This window comes from Pseudomonas prosekii (genome assembly GCF_900105155.1).
Classification (GTDB): Bacteria; Pseudomonadota; Gammaproteobacteria; order Pseudomonadales; family Pseudomonadaceae; genus Aquipseudomonas; species Aquipseudomonas prosekii.
Genome location: NZ_LT629762.1, coordinates 3,966,286 through 3,984,508 on the forward strand (window position 1 = coordinate 3,966,286; position 18,223 = coordinate 3,984,508).

Consider the following 18,223-nt stretch of genomic DNA (forward strand, 5'->3'; position numbering starts at 1 on the left):
GGTTCGTTATTTGTCGCAGGCTTTCGGTAGAATCCGCGACGCGGTCGTCGGTCCGGCGCCTGTCATCTCAAGTTCTGCCGAGGTCCGTGATGTCGTTGCATTTGATTTCGTTGTTCACCAACCATCCCGCCAAGTTGATCAACCTGCTGGCCTTGCTGCTGGCGTTCCCCGGCAGTTGGCTGCTGCACGCCACGCGCCGCCGCGAACAGCGCGCCCAGGCAGTGCTTGAAGCCGCTGCACAGAACCGTCGCGTGGATGACGCGACACTGATGCACGATGGCGCGACCCAGCGCATGAACCGGTTTTTCTACCGATTCGGCTTCGCCTGCCTGGGCGTGGCGCTGATCATCTCGTGGGTCAGCACACAGTTCTGAATCGCCGGTAACAAATTCAGCAACACCCATTCATTTGTGGTGAGAGTCTTGCTCATGGCAAGGGGGCTTGCCTGTGGAGAGTGGGGCTTTTCTGTGGGGAGTGGGCTTTCCTGTGGCGAGGGGGCTTGCCCCCGTTCGGCTGCGAAGCAGTCGCAAGATTTTGGGGTCGCTGCGCAACCCAACGGGGGCAAGCCCCCTCGCCGCAGAAGCTCCCTGCCACAGAAGCTCCATTTGCCACAGAAGCTCCGCTGCCTCAAAAGCTCCATTTGCCACAGAAGTTGCCTTCCACAGAAGCTCCACCTGCCACAGAAGCCCCTCGCCGCAGGTGTGGTGCTTGGCCACTTATTACAGCGGCAACCCGGCCTTCACCCGATATTGATTTCTCACCGGTGTCGCATATTGCAGCACCAAGTACGGGCGATGCTCTTCAGGGCAGGCCTGCAACCGGCTTTGCCATTCTTCCTGAGCCTTGGCCAGTTCGTCCGCCGCAAACACCTCGGCGGCTGTCGGCACTTGCAGTTGCGGGTCGGCGTCCTGCCATTGCGCGTAAGCCAGGTAATGCACCGGGAACAACCGGTAGCCGCCGAGAATCTGCTTGTCCATTTCGACCGCCAATTGCTTGGTGTCGTCGAACAGCTCGGTAATCGGCGCGGCAAAGTTCACGTGGACCCGGCCCTTGTAGCCGGTAATGCCCTTGGCAATGCTGACGTCATCTTCGCCCGGCGCCTTGTTGTACGTGCCGGTGGTGGCGCGGATGAACAATTCGCGGGCCTTGGCCTGATCGCACGGGTCGTATTCATAGCTGATCGACACCGGGGTCAGGTTCAGCGACTGAATGACTTCGCCGAACGGCTCGTCCTTGCGGCTCATGTGGAACATCTTGAGGATCGCCGACTCGGTACGGTCGTCGCCGTCCTTGGCCCGACCTTCGGCCTGAGCGATCCAGATCGACGCGCAATCGTTGCGGATCGAGTGATTGATGTAAGCCGACAGCAACTGGTACGCGGCCATTTTCTCGCGGCGCCCGGTTATCGAGCGGTGCACGATAAAACTCTTGTTCAAGCGCATCAGGTCGCTGACAAAAGGCTTTTGCAGCAAGTTGTCGCCGATGGCAATGCGCGGCGTCGGCAGGCCGGCGTGGTACACCGCATAGTTGACGAAGGCCGGGTCCATGACGATATCGCGGTGGTTGGCGATAAACAGATAGGCGCTGCCGGACTTGAATTGCTCGACCCCGGTGTACGTCACGCCGTCGGTGGCGCGCTCGATGGTGTGGTCGACGTAGACTTCGACTTTGTCTTGCAAAGAGGCCACCGAATTGACGCCGGCGAACTCACGGCGCAGTCGATGAGCTATAAGAGGTTTGAGCATCCAGCCGAAAGCACCGGCGTAACGCGGGAAACGGAAGTGAATGAGGATATCTAGAAGCGCCTTGTCGCCGAGCAGCCGCGCTAGCACCGCTGGGACTTCGCTGTCGTCGTAAGGTCGGATGGCATCGAATTCGCCCATCATGCTCTCTTGTTAGAAACGGCTAGGGTAAGTAAAGGTTTTGATCGAAAACCAACAGGGCAAGGTCTGAAAAAAGTAACTGGACAAAAATAGCCCTGCAAATAGACCGGCGATTATACGCACAAGTCACCTGGGAGACCGCGATGCTGGAAAGCGCTGAGTATGAATGTCCGTATTGTGGGGAAGCGGTAGAGACAACGGTGGATTTGTCCGCAGGTGATCAGACCTATATCGAGGACTGTCAGGTGTGCTGCCGGCCGATAACCTTTGTGCTGCAGGTTCATGGCGAGGAGTGGCACCTCGAAGTGTTCAGCGAAAACGAATAAGGGGCGCCCATGCAGCGAATCTACGAACCGGAAAACCTGATGGAAGGCGAGCTGCTGCAAGGCATGCTCGCCAGCGAGGGGGTTGAAGCGCATCTGGTGGGGCGCGATTTGCTTGGCGGTACCGGGGAATTGCCGGTTTTCGGCTTGCTCGGTTTGTCGGTGGATAACGACCAGGCCGACTACGCCCGCGAGTTGATCGCCGCGTACAATGCCGCGCTGCCGATGCCCGGTGATGAACCGGAAAGTTTTCCCGGCACGCTGGTCTGTTAGGCTGGCGTTCGTTTTATTGAGAGTCGTGTTGCCCCATGTGTGGACGTTATGCCCTGTTTCGCTGGAACCCCGCCTTCGCGGCCCTGCCTGGCTTCCCCGCCGATCAGCAGGCCCAGTGGAATATTTCCCCCAACGATTCGGTGTTGATGCTGCGCGCCGGCGCCGACGGCCAGCGCGAATTGGCCCGCGCGCGCTGGGGCCTGACGCCGCCGTGGCTGACCGACCTGTCGCGTACCCCGGCGCATGCCCGCGCCGAAACCGTGGCGGAGCAACCGATGTTTCGCCAGGCGCTGCGCGAACGCCGTTGCCTGCTGCCGGCGAATGGTTTCTACGAATGGCGCGGCAACCAGCGCAAACGCCCGTACTGGCTGACGCCGGGGGAGGGCTCGGCGCTGTTTTTTGCGGCGATCTGGGAAGCCTATCCGGTGCAGGAACAAGTGTGGCTGAGCACGGCGGTCATCACTCAAGCGGCAGCCAGTCAGCGGCGACCGTTGATTCTGGACGAGGCAGGACAAGCCGCGTGGCTCGATCCTGAAACCCCGTTGCACGTGCTGCAAGGCTTGCTCGCGGGTGAACCGGCGGCGCTGCGCGAACGCGTGCTGGCGAATCTGGTGAATGATCCGAAACTCAACGGCCCGGAGTGTCTGACTCCCGGTTAGCCATTGATCGTTGCCGCGTGGGAACGATCGGTGGGGTGCGCACGTCTGAGATTTCCTGTCGGGCGCAACGCCTTTTCTGAAAGTGCGTGTTACACGTCTGTTGTATCTGGCGCCGATACAATTCAACCCCTACGATACGCGGCATCTTTCAGGGAGATTTTTGATGAACAAGACTTTGGTTGTAAGCGCACTCAGCGCAGCGTTGCTGCTCGCCGGTTGTCAGTCGGTCAACACCACCAGCGGCGGCGCCGTCGGGGTTGAGCGCAAGCAGTACATGTTCAGCATGCTGTCGAGCCAGGAAGTCGACCAGATGTACGCGCAGTCTTATCAAAAGACTGTCGGCGAAGCGACCACCGCTGGCGTGCTCGATAAGACCAGCACCGATGCCAAACGCATTCAGGCGATTGCCAACCGGCTGATTGCCCAGGCACCGAACTTCCGTCCGGATTCGGCGCAGTGGAAGTGGGAAGTCAACCTGATCAAGAGCGATGAGCTCAACGCCAACTGCGGTCCTGGCGGCAAGATCATTTTCTACACCGGTTTGATCGACAGCCTGAAACTCACCGACGATGAAATCGCCGCGGTAATGGGCCATGAAATCGCCCACGCCCTGCGCGAGCACGGTCGTGAAGCGATGTCGAAAGCTTATGGAATGGAAATGGCCAAGCAGGGCGCGGGTGCTTTGTTCGGTCTGGGCAAGGACAGACTGGCGCTGGCCGATACCGTCGCCAACTATGGCATGACGTTGCCCAACAGCCGTTCCAACGAGAACGAAGCCGACCTGATCGGCCTGGAACTCGCAGCACGCGCCGGCTACAACCCGAACGCCGCAATCACCTTGTGGAACAAGATGAGCAAGGCTTCGGAAGGTTCGCCACCGGAGTTCATGAGCACTCACCCGGCGTCGACCAGCCGCATTGCTTCGTTGCAGGCGGCTATTCCGAAGGTCATGCCGCTGTACGAGAAAGCGCCTAAGTCCTGAGTTGTAGCGACTGCCGCCATCGCGAGCAAGCTCGCTCCCACATTGGATCTCTGGTGTACACAGACCCTGTGGGAGAGAGCTTGCTCGCGATGAACGATAACGCGGTCTACCGACTTACCCCGTCACACCCACCCACTGCTCTGCATCGCCTTGTACACCGCGACAACCGCCAGCACCAGGAATGCCGATGCCGCCAACCGGCGAATCAACGTCAACGGCAATTTGTCCGCCGCAAAATTACCCGCCAATACCACCGGCACGTTGGCAATCAACATGCCCGCCGTGGTGCCGATAATCACCAGCCACAAATCCGGATATTGCGCCGCGAGCATCACCGTCGCGACTTGCGTCTTGTCGCCCATTTCGGCGAGGAAAAACGCAATCAACGTGGTCAGGAACGGCCCGAACTTGCGCGCGGTACTCGCTTCGTCATCGTCCATTTTGTCCGGCACCAGGGTCCATAAGGCCGTCGCGGTGAAACTCGCAGCGAGAATCCAGTGCAGCGTCGCATTCGAGAAGAAACTGCCAAACCAGGCACCTACCGCACCGGCGGCTGCATGGTTGGCCAGGGTGGCGGCAACGATGCCGGCAATGATCGGCCAGGGTTTGCGGAAGCGCGCTGCGAGAATCAGCGCGAGCAATTGCGTCTTGTCGCCGATTTCGGCCAAGGCAACGATCGCAGTGGGAACGAGAAGAGAATCCAGCATCAGGGTTTTCCTAAGGGGCGGGTCGACACGGCTATGACACGTACGACCTCCCCGCCCCGGGTAAGGTGTTCGTGTCATAGGTCTTGTCAAACCCTGGCGATCCGTCTGTGCGGACGCTTGGGTCGCATACGCCATGGTCTGTTGACCAAGTATGTTGACGTATGCCGGACGAGCATGGCGCTCGTGGGAGACTACTCCCCTAGGACGGAGCGGATTCTGCCTAGGCAAATCCGTTTGGGCAAGCCTCTTTTTTAAAAGAGTTTTTAGCTGCGTTTGGCCCGGTAGATTCGGAAACCCTGACCTTCAGCCTTGATCGCGCAGACCCCGAGGTGCTCCTCGATCAGCGGTTGATACTTCAAAAAGCTGTTGGCGACTAACCGCAGTTCGCCACCTTTTTTCAGATGTTTGGCTGCTTTTCGCAACAAGTTCTCGGTGGCGAAATAATCGGTGTGCACCCCGACATGGAACGGCGGATTGCTCAGAATCGCGCTCAAATCCATCGGCGCCGCATCAATTCCGTCACCGGTAATCACCTCGGCTTCCAGGCCGTTGGCGGCCAACGTCAGGCGACTGCTGGCGGTGGCAAACGCGTCGACATCGAGCAACGTCACCTGATTGTGTGGATAACGCCGTTTGACCACTGCGCCCAAAACCCCGGCGCCGCAACCGAAGTCGAGCAAGTGGCCGCTGGGCAATTTATCCAAGTGTTCCAGCAACAATGCGCTGCCGCGATCGAGGCGACCGTGACTGAATACGCCCGGCAGGCTGACGACTTTCAGCGGACCTTCGGCCAGTGGCAATTCGTATTCCTGCGCCAGACTTTCCAGCGATTTGGCTACCGGAGCGTTGGCCACGGTGACCAGCCACAGTTGGCAATGGCGTGCGCTGTCGAGTTTGCGCGGTTTGCCGAACGGGTTGAGTTGCTTGGCGGCGCCTTCGATGCCGCTGCGTTTTTCCCCGACCAGGTACAGCTCGCGTCCGGCCAGCCGCGAGGCGAGGGCGTTGAGAATGTAATCGGTCAGTTCTTTGGACTTGGGCAGAAACACCACCGCCGCGTCGAACTCGCGCTCCGGCGCGTTCACGCCAAAGTGGCTGCGCTCGGCGAAACGTGCGTCCAGTGCCGCTTGATCGCCGGCATGCCAGCACCAGCCGTGAGCATCGGGCAGGCGGCCGAGCAAATCGTCGGCGGGCAAACCGGCGAGCAACAGCGAACCTTGAAACAACTCGGCCTGACGAAGCAGTACTTCACTGCGCGGATCCATACTCTGCTCCTTGAAAAAAAGTGCGGCAGTTTATCAACTGACGACCCGCAGCGCTGTACCGCTGAAGAAGGCTTGGGTGTTTTCGGTCAACTGGCCAACGATCCGCTGCCGCGCTTCGCGACTGCCCCAGGCGTTGTGCGGGGTGACGATCAACCGCGGGATGTCTGCCGCCAGCAGCGGATTGCCGTTGACCGGCGGCTCGACGCTCAAGACGTCCGTGGCCGCGCCGCCCAGGTGACCATTGCGCAAGGCATCGGCCAGCGCCTGCTCGTCGATCAAACCACCGCGCGCAGTATTGACCACGAAAGCGCCGGGTTTCATCGAGGCCAGTTCGCGGGCGCCGATGAAGTGGCGGGTGTGTTCGTTGAGCGGGCAGTGCAGGGTCAGGGCGTCGATTTGCGGCAGCAATTGCTCCAGCGGCAAACGATCCGGGCGCGTCGGGCGGCCGGGAATCTGCCCGAGCAACACGCGCATGCCAAACGCTTCGGCCAGCCGCGCGACGGCGCCGCCGAGTTCGCCGTGGCCGAGCAAACCGAGGGTTTTGCCTTGCAGTTCAACGATCGGGTAATCCAGCAGACAGAACTGTTTGGCCTGCTGCCAACGACCTTCGCCGACGGCTTTCTGGTAATCGGCCAAGCGTGTGGCGAGGTTCAGTAACAGCATGATCGTGTGCTGCGCCACCGATGGCGTGCCGTAGCCCTGGCAGTTGCAAACGGTGATGCCGTGGGCACGCGCGGCGGCGAGGTCGACGTTGTTGGTGCCGGTGGCGGTGATCAGGATCAGCTTCAGATCGGGGCTGGCGGCGATGGCGGCGGCGTCGATGAGGATCTTGTTGCTGATCGCGACGGTAGCGCCCTTGAGGCGCTCGATTACCTGGTCCGGCGTGGTCTGGGCGAACAGTTGCAAGTCGCTGAAGCAGTCGCGCAAAGGCGTCAGGTCAAGGTCACCGAGGTCCAGGGACGGGTGGTCGAGGAAAACGGCGCGGCGAGAGTTCGTCATCAACTGTACCTTTTGTGCAATGAACTGAAGGCGTAATCTGCCGAGCCTACCAGATGAAACATATGGTTACTCATAGCTGCGCTGGACCCCGATTTTGAAGCAGGCGGTCTTTTGTGGCGAGGGGGCTTGCCCCCGTTGGGATGCGAAGCGTCCCGCGTTTATGAGTCATCAGGTTTCATCAAAGTACCGAGTGAACCCATTTACGACTGCTGCGCAGCCGAACGGGGGCAAGCCCCCTCGCCACAGGTGCGAAGTTTTTCCGAACTAATGTTGATTGCTTGCCCCAAAGGACCCGCCATGTACTGGACAGAATTCTTGACCGTCGCGCTGATTCACTTACTGGCCGTGGCCAGTCCCGGACCGGACTTTGCTGTGGTGGTGCGCGAAAGCGTGACCCACGGGCGGCGCGCCGGGACCTGGACCGCGCTGGGTGTCGGCAGCGCGATTTTCCTCCACGTCGGCTATTCGCTGCTCGGCATCGGCCTGATCGTGTCGCAATCGATCGTGCTGTTCAACGCCTTGAAATGGGCCGCCGCCGCGTACCTTTTGTACATCGGCTTCAAAGCCCTGCGCGCGCAACCGGCGAAACCGCTGGCGGACGATTTGCACAAGGAAATCGGCGAACGCACCGCGCGTGGCGCCTTCACCTCAGGCTTCGTCACCAACGGCCTGAACCCGAAAGCCACGCTGTTTTTCCTCTCGCTGTTCACCGTGGTCATCAACCCGCACACACCGTTGGCAGTGCAGGCCGGTTACGGGCTTTATCTGGCAGTGGCGACGGGCATCTGGTTTTGCCTGGTGGCCATGCTGTTCAGCCAGCAACGGGTGCGCGCCGGGTTCGCGCGCATGGGCCACTGGTTCGACCGGGCCATGGGCGCGGTGCTGATCGCCATCGGCGTCAAACTCGCGTTCACCGAAATGCATTGATCGCCCACCAGCGGTGACAAATCCTGCAAATGCTGGCGCAGAGCTAGCATTTGTACGGCTCTGCAAATCATTCCTTTGGCTGATTTGGCGGCAATCCAACGGCTTTAGAGTGCTCATCTTTCCAAGCCAAGACCGAGCAGTCAGAAAAGGGATTCTTATGTTGCAGACTCGCGTTATCCCGCCAGCCGAAGGCGCTTACCAGTATCCGCTGCTGATCAAACGACTGCTGATGTCCGGCGCTCGTTACGAGAAAACCCGCGAGATCATCTACCGCGACCAGTTGCGCTACAGCTACCCGACGCTGATCGAGCGCGTTGCGCGGCTGGCCAATGTGCTGACGGCGGCGGGCGTCAAGGCCGGGGATACCGTGGCGGTGATGGACTGGGACAGCCATCGCTATCTGGAATGCATGTTCGCCATCCCGATGATCGGCGCGGTCATCCACACCATCAACGTGCGCCTGTCTCCGGAACAGATCCTCTACACCATGAACCATGCCGAGGACCGCTTTGTGCTGGTCAACAGCGAGTTCGTGGGCCTCTATCAAGCCATCGCCGGGCACCTGACCACGGTCGATAAAACCCTGCTGCTGACTGACTTGCCGGAAAAAACCGCCGACCTGCCGAACCTCGTTGGCGAATACGAGCAACTGCTGGCGGCCGCGAGCCCGCATTACGACTTCCAGGACTTCGACGAAAACTCGGTCGCGACCACGTTCTACACCACCGGCACCACCGGCAACCCCAAAGGTGTGTATTTCACCCATCGGCAACTGGTGCTGCACACCATGGGCGTGTCGACGATCATGGGGTCGATCGACAGCGTGCGCCTGCTCGGCACCAACGACGTGTACATGCCGATCACGCCGATGTTCCACGTTCACGCTTGGGGCCTGCCGTACGTGGCGACGATGCTTGGGTTGAAGCAGGTTTATCCGGGCCGGTACGACCCGGAATACCTCGTCGAGTTGTGGCGCAAAGAGAAGGTCACCTTCTCGCATTGCGTGCCGACCATTCTGCAAATGGTCCTCAACGCCAAAGCCGCGCAGAACACTGATTTCGCTGGCTGGAAAATCGTCATCGGCGGCAGTGCGCTGAACCGCTCGTTGTACGAAGCGGCGAAGTCTAAAGGCATTCAACTGACCGCCGCGTATGGCATGTCGGAAACCGGGCCGCTGGTGTCCTGCGCGCACCTTAACGACGAATTGATGGCCGGCACCGAAGACGAACGCACCACTTACCGGATCAAGGCCGGCGTGCCGGGGCCATTGGTGGAAGCGGCGATTGTCGACAGCGAAGGCAACTTCCTTCCCGCCGACGGCGAAACCCAAGGCGAGCTGGTACTGCGCGCGCCGTGGCTGTCCGAAGGTTATTTCAACGAACCGCAAAAGGGCGCCGAACTCTGGGCCGGCGGCTGGCTGCACACCGGCGACGTCGCGACGCTCGACAGCATGGGCGTGATCGATATTCGCGACCGGATCAAGGACGTGATCAAGACCGGCGGCGAATGGATTTCCTCGCTGGACCTCGAAGACCTGATCAGCCGTCACGCAGCGGTACGCGAAGTAGCAGTGGTGGGCATCGCCGATCCGCAGTGGGGTGAGCGCCCGTTCGCGCTGCTGGTGATCCGCGAGGGCCACGAGATCGGGGCGAAAGAACTCAAGGAACACCTCAAGCCGTTCGTCGAGTTGGGCCACCTGAGCAAGTGGGCGATCCCGAGCCAGATAGCCCTTGTTACGGAAATTCCCAAGACCAGTGTCGGCAAGCTCGACAAGAAGCGTATCCGCCTCGACATCACTGAATGGCAGGCCAACAACAGCACCTTCCTCTCGACGCTTTAAGCGCGTTTTATGCCCCGCTGGCGTGCCGAAAACGGCACGTCAGCCCCACCAAGCAAGCGCTTGGCTTGTGAAATCCGAATTTTCAGCCATCCTTGCCGTGCCGACACCTGTCGGACTGGCGAAAGGACTGTTCCAGAGTGGCCGGCAGCTGCAAATCACACTTTAGAGGGATCAAGCAGTACTACCTGCTGGCTATAGTCCGCTCAAGGATTTTTAAGAACGGAGCAAACGCACTAACGGGGCGATGCACATTGGGATTGAATTCGGGATGCGTTGGCTTCCGGTCATCCACAACGTTTTTAAAAGTACTCACTGCCATAACAATAATGCACATGGAGTAGCGTCGATGACATCAGTAAACCAGTTCTGGCGCCGGGCAAAACTGCCCCTGGCGGTCAGTCTCGCCTCTTCGCTCGCCGGGCCTGCATTCGGCGTCAGTTTCAACGTCGGTGAAATCGAAGGTCAGTTCGACTCATCCCTGTCGATCGGTGCCAGTTGGTCTACTGAGAGTCCGAACAAGAACCTCATCGGCGTCAACAACGGCGGCCGCGGCCTGTCGCAGACCTCCGATGACGGGCACAACAACTTCAAGAGCGGCGAAACCTTCTCGAAGATCTTCAAGGGTATTCACGACCTCGAACTGAAGTACGGCGACACCGGCGTGTTCGTCCGTGGCAAATACTGGTACGACTTTGAACTGAAGGACGAAAGCCGCCAGTTCAAAGACATCAGCGACAGCAACCGCAAGGAAGGCGCCAAGTCCTCCGGCGGGCAGATCCTCGACGCCTTCGTCTACCACAACTACTCGATTGCCGATCAGCCGGGCTCTGTGCGTCTGGGCAAGCAAGTAGTCAGTTGGGGTGAAAGTACCTTCATCGGCGGCGGCATCAACTCGATCAACCCGATTGACGTGTCTGCGTTCCGTCGTCCGGGCGCCGAGATCAAGGAAGGCCTGATCCCGGTCAACATGTTCTACGTCTCGCAGAGCCTGACCGAGAACCTCTCCGGTGAAGCGTTCTACCAGCTCGAATGGGACCAGACCGTTGTCGATAACTGCGGCACCTTCTTCTCGCAGCCAGACATCGTTGCCGACGGTTGCACCGACAACCTGCGCGTGCTGAACAAGCGTTCGCAGATCCCGGCGATTGCCTTGGGGCCATTGGCCGGCGCGGGCGTCAACGTCAACGAGGAAGGCGTGCTGGTACGTCGTGGCGCCGATCGCGATGCGCGCGACAGCGGCCAGTGGGGCGCGTCGTTGAAGTACATGTTCGACCCGCTGGACACCGAGTTCGGTGCCTACTTCATGAACTACCACAGCCGCGCGCCGATCTTCAGCGCCACCGGTGCGCCACAGTCGGTCTACAACACCGCTGGCGCGCTGCCAGGACCGTTTGCTGCGCTCGCGCCGCTGCTGGTCGCGGGTAACTCGAAATACTTCATCGAATACCCGGAAGACATCCGTCTGTACGGCTTGAGCTTCTCCACCACCCTGCCTACCGGTACGGCGTGGAGCGGTGAACTGAGCTACCGTCCGAATGCGCCGGTACAACTCAACTCCACCGACATCCTGTTTGCCGGCGTGCGTCCGCTGGGCGGCGCGCTGTCCAACGCTTCGCTGCTCAACGGCGTACCGGGTCAGGACCTGCACGGTTATCGTCGCAAGGAAATCACCCAGTTCCAGACCACCCTGACGCACTTCTTCGACCAGGTCATGGGCGCCAGCCGTCTGACCGTCGTCGGTGAAGTGGGCGTGACCCACGTCGGCGGCCTGGAAAGCACTTCCGATATCCGTTATGGCCGCGATCCGGTCTACGGTCCGGGTGAATTGCCAGCCACCGGCACCGCCAATACCTGCGCCAACATCCTCAACGCCAGCACCATCAACGGCGCGGGCGCCGGTTCGCCACAGAACAACCGCAGCCGCAATTGCAACGACGAAGGTTTCACCACGTCCACTTCGTGGGGCTACCGTGGTCGCGCCATCTGGGAATACAACGACGTATTCGCCGGGGTCAACCTCAAGCCGAACGTGGCCTGGTCGCACGACGTCAGCGGTTACTCGCCTGGCCCTGGCGGCAACTTCGAAGAAGGTCGCAAAGCGGTCAGCCTGGGTGTCGACGCCGAATACCAGAACACCTACACCGCGAGCCTGGCCTACACCAACTTCTTTGATGGCAAGTACACCACCGTGGATGACCGCGACTTCCTCGCACTCAGCTTCGGCGTGAACTTCTAAGCACTGTTTTTTCAGGACGAACACACATATGAAAATAACAAAGAGTCTGTTCCACGCCGGTGTTCTGGGGCTTTCGCTGCTGGCGACAAGTGTCATGGCTGCGGTGCCTGCCGCCGAAGCCGACAAGCTGGGCAAAAGCCTGACGCCAATGGGCGCCGAGATGGCCGGCAACGCCGACGGTTCGATCCCTGCGTGGAAACCGCTGGCGAAGAATGCCGGCACCGTCGACAGCAAGGGTTTCCTGTCTGACCCGTACGCCAGTGAAAAACCGCTGTTCACCATCACCGCGCAGAACGTCGACCAGTACAAAGCCAAGCTTGCGCCGGGTCAGTACGCGATGTTCAAGCGCTACCCGGAAACCTTCAAGATGCCGGTTTACCCGTCGCATCGCGGCGCTACCGTGCCGGATGACGTGTTTGCCGCCATCAAGAAAAACGCCACCAACACCAATCTGGTGTCTGGCGGCAACGGCCTGGAAAACTTCGAAACGGCCGTGCCGTTCCCGATCCCGAAAACCGGCGTCGAAGTTATCTGGAACCACATCACCCGCTATCGCGGCGGCAGCGTGACCCGTCTGGTGACCCAGGCGACCCCGCAGCCGAACGGCTCGTACAGCCTGGTGTACTTCCAGGATCAGTTCGTGTTCCGCGACAAGATGAAGGATTACGATCCGGCCAACCCGGGCAACATTCTGTTTTACTTCAAGCAGAAAGTGACCGCGCCGGCACGTCTGGCCGGTGGTGTGCTGCTGGTGCACGAAACCCTCGACCAGGTTAAGGAACCGCGTTCGGCGTGGGTTTACAACGCCGGTCAGCGTCGTGTGCGCCGCGCCCCGCAAGTGTCGTATGACGGCCCGGGTACTGCGGCTGACGGCCTGCGTACTTCCGACAACCTCGACATGTACAACGGTGCACCGGACCGCTACGACTGGAAACTCGAAGGCAAGAAAGAGATGTACATCGCCTCCGACAGCTACAAGCTCGACGATCCGAAGCTGAAGTATTCCGACATCATCAAGGCCGGCCACATCAACCAGGACCTGGCACGCTACGAGCTGCGCCGCGTCTGGCACGTGGTTGCAACCTTGAAGGAAGGCCAGCGCCACATTTATGCCAAACGTGACTTCTACATCGACGAAGACACCTGGCAAGCAGCGGTGATCGACCACTACGACGGTCGTAACCAGTTGTGGCGTGTTGCAGAAGCGCATGCCGAGAACTACTACGACAAGCAAGTGCCGTGGTACGCCCTGGAAACCTTGTATGACCTGCAATCGGGTCGTTACCTGGCGCTAGGCATGAAGAACGAAGAGAAGTCGGCTTATGACTTCGGCTTCACCGCCACCACCAGCGACTTCACCCCGGCCGCACTGCGCCAGGATGGTGTTCGCTAAGCGCGCCACCCGAGAGGCCGCACCCTCGACAAACGCCCCGACTGGTTCGGGGCGTTTTTTTGGAAGTCCATAAAGGCCTTCCGTAGCAGCTGCCGAGCAGCGCGAGGCTGCGTTCGGCTGCGTAGCAGTCGTAAAACCGGAGCGCGCGGTCTTCCTGAAACACCGCGCTGCCTGATTTCACGACTGCTTCGCAGCCGGACGCAGCCTTCGGCAGCTGCTACAGGGAATTCAAGCTGGGTTATCGGGTTGTAGTCTTTTTGTAGCCATTTGTAGCAACAACCTTCAATACCTCTGCGTTTACCGCTAGTCTGCGGACATCTGCAACGCCGCCATCAGCCTTTCAAACAAGAGCCGGCCATGACTGATCTGTCCCCACTCGCGGGTCCTGCAAGCGTTGCCGTCGCGGCACTGGATGGCCGTTTCTTCCGGCCACCGCTGCCTGACGGCCATGTGCTGCGACCGCGTCTTTGCGAGCGCCTGAGCCAGGGGTTGAACGGTCGATTGCTGTTGGTCAGCGCCCCGGCCGGCTTCGGCAAGAGTTCGTTGGCGGTGGAGTTCTGTCAGAGCCTGCCGGCACATTGGCAGAGTCTGTGGCTGGGCTTGAGCCCGCGCGACAACGATCCGGGGCGTTTCCTCGAGCGTCTGCTCGAAGGCCTGCAAGACTATTTTCCGCAACTGGGCAGCAAGGCACTTGGCCTGCTGAAAATGCGCCAGCGCCATCAACCCTTTGCGTTCGAAGAATGGCTCGACGGCTTGCTCGATGAACTGGCCGTGCACCTGTCCCCGAAGTCGCCGCTGTTACTGGTCCTCGACGACTATCACCTGGCCCAGGGGCCGGTGCTCGATCGCTGTCTGCAATTCTTCCTCAATCATCTGCCCGAAGGCCTGCTGGTCATGGTCACCAGCCGGCAGCGCCCGGACTGGCACCTGGCGCGGTTGCGCCTGTCGCGGCAATTGCTCGAACTGCATGAACAAGACCTGCGCCTGACCCACGACGAAGCCCTGACCTTGCTTGATCGCCACAGCAGCTCACTGCGTGGCGAGGCGCTGGAGAACCTGATCCAGCGCAGCGAGGGTTGGGTCGCCGGGCTGCGGTTCTGGCTGCTCGCGGCGTCTGAGGCCGGCAGCAATGGCAACAACAGCGCACTGCCGCAGTCGCTGCACGGCGGGGAAGGGCTGATCCGCGATTATCTGCTCGAAGAAGTCATCGATTGCCTGCCCGCCGAAGTGCAGGCGTTTCTCTACGACACCGCGCCGCAAGAGCGTTTTTGCAGCGAACTGTGCGACGCCGTGCGCGAGGCCCATGACAGTGCGGAAATCCTGCGCTTCCTGCTCGCTCATCAAGTTTTCCTCGTACCGCTGGACGAACACGGCCACTGGTATCGCTATCACCATTTGTTTTCCGATCTGCTGCGCACCCGCCCGACCACGCAGGCGTTGGTCCCGGCCGCGAGCCTGCATTTGCGCGCGTGCCGCTGGTTCAACGCGCAAGGCTTGCTCGATGAAGCGGTGGAGCAAGCCTTGCGCGCCGGGCATCTGGACGTCGCGGCAAACCTGGTGCAAAACCTTTCCGAAGAACAACTGCTGGCCGAGCAAAACGTCGGCATGCTGCTGCGCTGGAAAATGGATTTGCCCGACAGCCTGCTGATCAGCACACCGCGCCTGATCGTGCTCTACAGCTGGGCGTTGGGGCTCGCTTGCCAATTGGACGCCGCCGAAGAATTGGCCAATCACTTGAGCCGGTTTCTCCCTGCACCCTCGGCCACTGCGCAAAAATCGATGCTGGCGCAATGGCTGGCGCTCAGCGGGATCATTGCCCGAGGTCGCGGCCATCGCGAATTGACCTTGCTCTATTGCAGCGAGGCGCTGGAAAGCCTGCCGGCGAAACGTTACGGCCAACGCCTGATGTGCCTGTCGACCTTGTCCAACCTGGCGATTGCCGATGGCGATTTGTGGCGCGCGCGCGGGTTGAATCGCGAATCGCTGGAGTTGGCGCAACGCGTCGGCAATCCGCTGTTCGAAGCGCTGGCGCATTACGACCGCGCCCGCGTGTTGCAGGCGCGGGGCGAGATATTGCGGTCGCTGGATGAAGTCCGCCAAGGCCTGCAACGCCTGCACGGTTTGTCGCCGCAGCGCCTGTATGCGGTGCGCGCGCGGCTGATTCTGTACGAAGGTTTTCTGTTGGCGCTGCGCCTGCAACCGCAAGCCGCGCGGTTGCGTCTGCAAGCCGGATTGAGCGAGGCGCGGGCCTGTCGCGACATCAGCGTGTTGATCGGCCATTGCGTTATCGCCCGGCTCGAAGGCAACAGCGGCGAATTCGCCAAAGCCTTCGCCGAACTCGCCGAAGCCGAACGGCTGATGCACATCTGGGACGTCCCGCCGATTTACTACTTGGCGATGATTACCTTGGTCAAATGCGAATTGTGGCTGGCGCAGGGCCGCACCGATCTGGCTGAAGCCTGGCTCGCGCGACTGGGCCAAACCTACAACGGCGAACGTGCCGCCGCGCCACCGGAATTTCATCCACAGCTGCCGCTGCACATCGAATTGCAGCAAGCCTTGCTCGACGTGATCAAAGGTCAGCCGATGTTGGCGGAAGGGCGGCTGAATGCGCTGCTGGAGCATGGGCAGCAAACCGGCCGGCAGATGCTCAGCGTGATGGCGCTGACGCAGAAAATCAGTCTGTTGCTGACGGGTGGGCGTGAGCCCGAGGCGCGCAGGGCGTTGGCGCAAGCGCTGGAAGCGGCGGCGGGCGGCGTGCTGCAACCATTCGAAGGCTTGCTGGCCGAACACCCGGACTGGCTGCGCGGGCAACTTCAACTCACTGCGCCAACCGCTGTTACGCAAACCCTCATCGAGCAATTGCCTGCCGTTGTCGCGCGGCCGGCCGTGGAGTTATCCCCAGGCGCGGATCACCTCAGCACTCGTGAACTGGCGGTTCTGCGCCTGATCGCCCGAGGCTGCTCGAATCAGGAAATCAGCGATCAACTGTTTATTTCCCTGCACACGGTGAAAACCCACGCCAGCCATATCAACAGCAAACTCGGCGTGGAACGGCGCACGCAAGCGGTGGCGCGGGCGAAAGAACTGGGCGTGTTGCAGTGAAGCCTCTGACCGGGCGAAACCTTGAGTCAGAGGCTTTCACTTATTGAGGCAGCGCTTCGCGCGGGCGCAGCGACAACAGACCGATGGCGCTGTCGTGGTCGGGGGCGTGTTGCTGCAGGTTGTCGGCGAGCGCGGATTTGAGGTTCTTGCGCGGCAACGTCGCATTCGACTCCAGCAATTGCAGGATCGCCGCGGCCGGAACGCCATCGTCACAAAGGCTTTGCACGCGGCCTTCGCTGATCAGCGCGAAACCGGTCAGGGTTTCGATTGGCCCACGGAATAACTTGAGCCGTGACGCCGCTTTCGGCTCGGTCAGCAATGGCTTGGCAGTGGCTGGCTCGGCGGTTTCCGCGGCGCACAGGGTTTGCAGTTGTCCCGCAGCGTCAACGCTTGCGATCAAGCCGTCGCTCAAATGGCCGGCCAGATAACGTCCGCCCGAGTAAGCAACAAACGACAAACTGCAGGCCAGTTCGCTGCTATCGCAGCCGAGCTTGGTCGATTTGCGTCGAAATGCATCGAGGCAACGATTGATCAGACGTTGGGCGGCTTTGGCGTTGTGCTTGTCCATGTTTTGCCAGAGGCTTTCGAAGTTCTTGCAGACAAAACCCAGCCCTGCGGTGACCGCAACCTGCGCGCCGATGGCGGAGTGAGCCCTGAAGCTCGCGCCGTCGGCCGCGGCAATGCACGTCACGTCGTTGGATTCGCGGGCGGCGGCATAGGCCCGGCCAGGCGTGTCAGTCTGAAGCTGCGCGCGACCTGCAACAAATGCACAGGCGGTTTTGGTACTGAAGTTCATCGTGAGCTCGGACATGGTCGGATCGTTTCCAGCGCGGGGCAAAACAACGCGCGTGCTTGCTGCCGTCTTGTATCAAAACAGGCGGGGCGCGAGGATACCCTATCAATTTTGCGGATCACAACCGCAGCACCGCGCTCAGGCACCAGGATCAAACCCATGCAGGCCACCCATCAAACCCCGAATACCGCGCTTATCCGCGAAACTTTCCCCGTCGGTCCGTTGCAGTGCAACTGCACGATCATTGGCGACCCGATCAGTAAAAAAGCCATCGTGGTCGATCCGGGCGGCAATCACGAACTGATCCTCGCACGCCTTGATGCCCTGGGTTTGCGGGTGGTGAGCATCATCCACACCCACGCGCACCTGGACCACTTTCTCGCCTCCGGGCAGTTGAAGGAGAAAACCGGCGCGACTCTGCACTTGCACAAGGAAGATCAATTCCTCTGGGACAACCTGGAAATGCAATGCCAGATGTTTCGCGTGCCTTACGTGCCTGTGCCGTCGCCGGATCGCTGGCTGGACGACGATGAGGAACTGGCGTGCGGTTGTGGCGTGGCGATTCACACGCCGGGGCATACGCCTGGGTCGATGAGCTTCTGGTTTTCCGAGGCTAAATTGTTGATTGCCGGGGACACGCTGTTTCGCCGCGGAGTAGGGCGCACGGATTTGTGGGGCGGCGATCAGGCGACTATCGTTCGTTCGATCAAGCAGCGTTTGTACACGCTGGACGAGGACGCGACCGTGGTGACCGGGCATGGACCGGACACGCGTCTGGGCGATGAAATGCGCGAGAACCCGTTTGTGCGGGCGTGACTGGCAGCAGGGAATTTTTGCCCGC

16 protein-coding genes and 1 riboswitch are annotated in these 18,223 nt (G+C 60.5%); of the genes, 11 read left to right on the forward strand and 5 right to left on the reverse strand.

Annotation, left to right across the window (positions count from 1 at the left end; all coding sequences use genetic code 11):
• Positions 1 to 89 precede the first annotated feature (89 nt).
• Positions 90 to 374, forward strand: coding sequence for a hypothetical protein (locus tag BLU01_RS18140; RefSeq protein ID WP_092278119.1), 285 nt, complete (start codon positions 90 to 92; stop codon positions 372 to 374).
• Between the two features lie 345 nt (positions 375 to 719).
• On the opposite strand, the gene BLU01_RS18145 is transcribed toward BLU01_RS18140, so the two are convergent.
• Positions 720 to 1,883 (reverse strand): 1-acyl-sn-glycerol-3-phosphate acyltransferase, encoded by a 1,164-nt coding sequence (locus BLU01_RS18145; protein ID WP_178076506.1) that lies wholly within the window; start codon positions 1,881 to 1,883, stop codon positions 720 to 722.
• A 143-nt stretch (positions 1,884 to 2,026) separates the two neighbouring features.
• Here BLU01_RS18145 and BLU01_RS18150 point away from each other — a divergent pair, with 143 nt between their 5' ends.
• The 4 genes from BLU01_RS18150 (at position 2,027) to BLU01_RS18165 (ending at position 4,120) form a co-directional block, all read left to right on the forward strand.
• Positions 2,027 to 2,209 (forward strand): CPXCG motif-containing cysteine-rich protein, encoded by a 183-nt coding sequence (locus tag BLU01_RS18150; protein WP_092278123.1) that lies wholly within the window; start codon positions 2,027 to 2,029, stop codon positions 2,207 to 2,209.
• 9 nt (positions 2,210 to 2,218) lie between these two features.
• On the forward strand, positions 2,219 to 2,479 hold the full coding sequence (locus tag BLU01_RS18155; protein WP_092278125.1) for a putative signal transducing protein: 261 nt from the start codon (positions 2,219 to 2,221) through the stop codon (positions 2,477 to 2,479).
• 35 nt (positions 2,480 to 2,514) lie between these two features.
• Positions 2,515 to 3,138 (forward strand): SOS response-associated peptidase, encoded by a 624-nt coding sequence (locus BLU01_RS18160; protein ID WP_092278127.1) that lies wholly within the window; start codon positions 2,515 to 2,517, stop codon positions 3,136 to 3,138.
• A gap of 163 nt (positions 3,139 to 3,301) precedes the next feature.
• On the forward strand, positions 3,302 to 4,120 hold the full coding sequence (locus BLU01_RS18165; RefSeq protein ID WP_092278129.1) for a M48 family metallopeptidase: 819 nt from the start codon (positions 3,302 to 3,304) through the stop codon (positions 4,118 to 4,120).
• Positions 4,121 to 4,242: 122 nt separating this feature from the next.
• On the opposite strand, the gene BLU01_RS18170 is transcribed toward BLU01_RS18165, so the two are convergent.
• The 3 genes from BLU01_RS18170 to BLU01_RS18180 form a co-directional block, all read right to left on the reverse strand.
• Positions 4,243 to 4,827 (reverse strand): TMEM165/GDT1 family protein, encoded by a 585-nt coding sequence (locus BLU01_RS18170; RefSeq protein ID WP_092278131.1) that lies wholly within the window; start codon positions 4,825 to 4,827, stop codon positions 4,243 to 4,245.
• 88 nt (positions 4,828 to 4,915) lie between these two features.
• A riboswitch (yybP-ykoY riboswitch) is annotated at positions 4,916 to 5,040 on the reverse strand.
• Between the two features lie 50 nt (positions 5,041 to 5,090).
• Positions 5,091 to 6,089, reverse strand: coding sequence for a class I SAM-dependent methyltransferase (locus BLU01_RS18175; protein WP_092278133.1), 999 nt, complete (start codon positions 6,087 to 6,089; stop codon positions 5,091 to 5,093).
• A gap of 33 nt (positions 6,090 to 6,122) precedes the next feature.
• Complete coding sequence (locus BLU01_RS18180) at positions 6,123 to 7,088, reverse strand: 2-hydroxyacid dehydrogenase (RefSeq protein WP_092278135.1); 966 nt, start codon at positions 7,086 to 7,088, stop codon at positions 6,123 to 6,125.
• 297 nt (positions 7,089 to 7,385) lie between these two features.
• On the opposite strand from BLU01_RS18180, the gene BLU01_RS18185 reads away from it, so the two are divergent.
• The 5 genes from BLU01_RS18185 to BLU01_RS18205 all read left to right on the forward strand — a co-directional run bounded on the left by BLU01_RS18185 (position 7,386) and on the right by BLU01_RS18205 (position 16,589).
• Positions 7,386 to 8,015, forward strand: a complete 630-nt coding sequence (locus tag BLU01_RS18185) for a LysE family translocator (protein WP_092278137.1) — start codon at positions 7,386 to 7,388, stop codon at positions 8,013 to 8,015.
• Positions 8,016 to 8,172: 157 nt separating this feature from the next.
• Positions 8,173 to 9,855 (forward strand): fatty acid--CoA ligase, encoded by a 1,683-nt coding sequence (locus BLU01_RS18190; protein ID WP_092278139.1) that lies wholly within the window; start codon positions 8,173 to 8,175, stop codon positions 9,853 to 9,855.
• Between the two features lie 346 nt (positions 9,856 to 10,201).
• On the forward strand, positions 10,202 to 12,091 hold the full coding sequence (locus tag BLU01_RS18195) for a DUF1302 domain-containing protein (protein WP_092278141.1): 1,890 nt from the start codon (positions 10,202 to 10,204) through the stop codon (positions 12,089 to 12,091).
• A 28-nt stretch (positions 12,092 to 12,119) separates the two neighbouring features.
• On the forward strand, positions 12,120 to 13,484 hold the full coding sequence (locus tag BLU01_RS18200; RefSeq protein WP_092278143.1) for a DUF1329 domain-containing protein: 1,365 nt from the start codon (positions 12,120 to 12,122) through the stop codon (positions 13,482 to 13,484).
• Between the two features lie 357 nt (positions 13,485 to 13,841).
• A complete protein-coding gene (locus BLU01_RS18205; protein WP_092278145.1) occupies positions 13,842 to 16,589 on the forward strand; it encodes a LuxR C-terminal-related transcriptional regulator in 2,748 nt (915 codons plus the stop codon).
• Between the two features lie 40 nt (positions 16,590 to 16,629).
• On the opposite strand, the gene BLU01_RS18210 is transcribed toward BLU01_RS18205, so the two are convergent.
• Positions 16,630 to 17,400 carry a protein phosphatase 2C domain-containing protein gene (locus tag BLU01_RS18210; protein ID WP_092278147.1) on the reverse strand — a complete coding sequence of 257 codons (771 nt, stop codon included), beginning with the start codon at positions 17,398 to 17,400 and terminating at the stop codon, positions 16,630 to 16,632.
• 141 nt (positions 17,401 to 17,541) lie between these two features.
• Here BLU01_RS18210 and BLU01_RS18215 point away from each other — a divergent pair, with 141 nt between their 5' ends.
• Positions 17,542 to 18,198, forward strand: coding sequence for an MBL fold metallo-hydrolase (locus BLU01_RS18215; RefSeq protein ID WP_092278149.1), 657 nt, complete (start codon positions 17,542 to 17,544; stop codon positions 18,196 to 18,198).
• The last annotated feature ends 25 nt before the right edge of the window (positions 18,199 to 18,223 follow it).

Bases quoted from the DNA above. Each gene is read 5' to 3' on its own strand.
- BLU01_RS18195 (WP_092278141.1), top strand. From the start codon at position 10,202: ATGACATCAGTAAACCAGTTCTGGCGCCGGGCAAAACTGCCCCTGGCG.
- BLU01_RS18145 (WP_178076506.1), bottom strand. From the start codon at position 1,883: ATGGGCGAATTCGATGCCATCCGACCTTACGACGACAGCGAAGTCCCA.
- BLU01_RS18180 (WP_092278135.1), bottom strand. From the start codon at position 7,088: ATGACGAACTCTCGCCGCGCCGTTTTCCTCGACCACCCGTCCCTGGAC.
- BLU01_RS18155 (WP_092278125.1), top strand. From the start codon at position 2,219: ATGCAGCGAATCTACGAACCGGAAAACCTGATGGAAGGCGAGCTGCTG.
- BLU01_RS18185 (WP_092278137.1), top strand. From the start codon at position 7,386: ATGTACTGGACAGAATTCTTGACCGTCGCGCTGATTCACTTACTGGCC.
- BLU01_RS18165 (WP_092278129.1), top strand. From the start codon at position 3,302: ATGAACAAGACTTTGGTTGTAAGCGCACTCAGCGCAGCGTTGCTGCTC.
- BLU01_RS18170 (WP_092278131.1), bottom strand. From the start codon at position 4,827: ATGCTGGATTCTCTTCTCGTTCCCACTGCGATCGTTGCCTTGGCCGAA.
- BLU01_RS18210 (WP_092278147.1), bottom strand. From the start codon at position 17,400: ATGTCCGAGCTCACGATGAACTTCAGTACCAAAACCGCCTGTGCATTT.
- BLU01_RS18160 (WP_092278127.1), top strand. From the start codon at position 2,515: ATGTGTGGACGTTATGCCCTGTTTCGCTGGAACCCCGCCTTCGCGGCC.
- BLU01_RS18205 (WP_092278145.1), top strand. From the start codon at position 13,842: ATGACTGATCTGTCCCCACTCGCGGGTCCTGCAAGCGTTGCCGTCGCG.
- BLU01_RS18175 (WP_092278133.1), bottom strand. From the start codon at position 6,089: ATGGATCCGCGCAGTGAAGTACTGCTTCGTCAGGCCGAGTTGTTTCAA.
- BLU01_RS18215 (WP_092278149.1), top strand. From the start codon at position 17,542: ATGCAGGCCACCCATCAAACCCCGAATACCGCGCTTATCCGCGAAACT.
- BLU01_RS18190 (WP_092278139.1), top strand. From the start codon at position 8,173: ATGTTGCAGACTCGCGTTATCCCGCCAGCCGAAGGCGCTTACCAGTAT.
- BLU01_RS18150 (WP_092278123.1), top strand. From the start codon at position 2,027: ATGCTGGAAAGCGCTGAGTATGAATGTCCGTATTGTGGGGAAGCGGTA.
- BLU01_RS18140 (WP_092278119.1), top strand. From the start codon at position 90: ATGTCGTTGCATTTGATTTCGTTGTTCACCAACCATCCCGCCAAGTTG.
- BLU01_RS18200 (WP_092278143.1), top strand. From the start codon at position 12,120: ATGAAAATAACAAAGAGTCTGTTCCACGCCGGTGTTCTGGGGCTTTCG.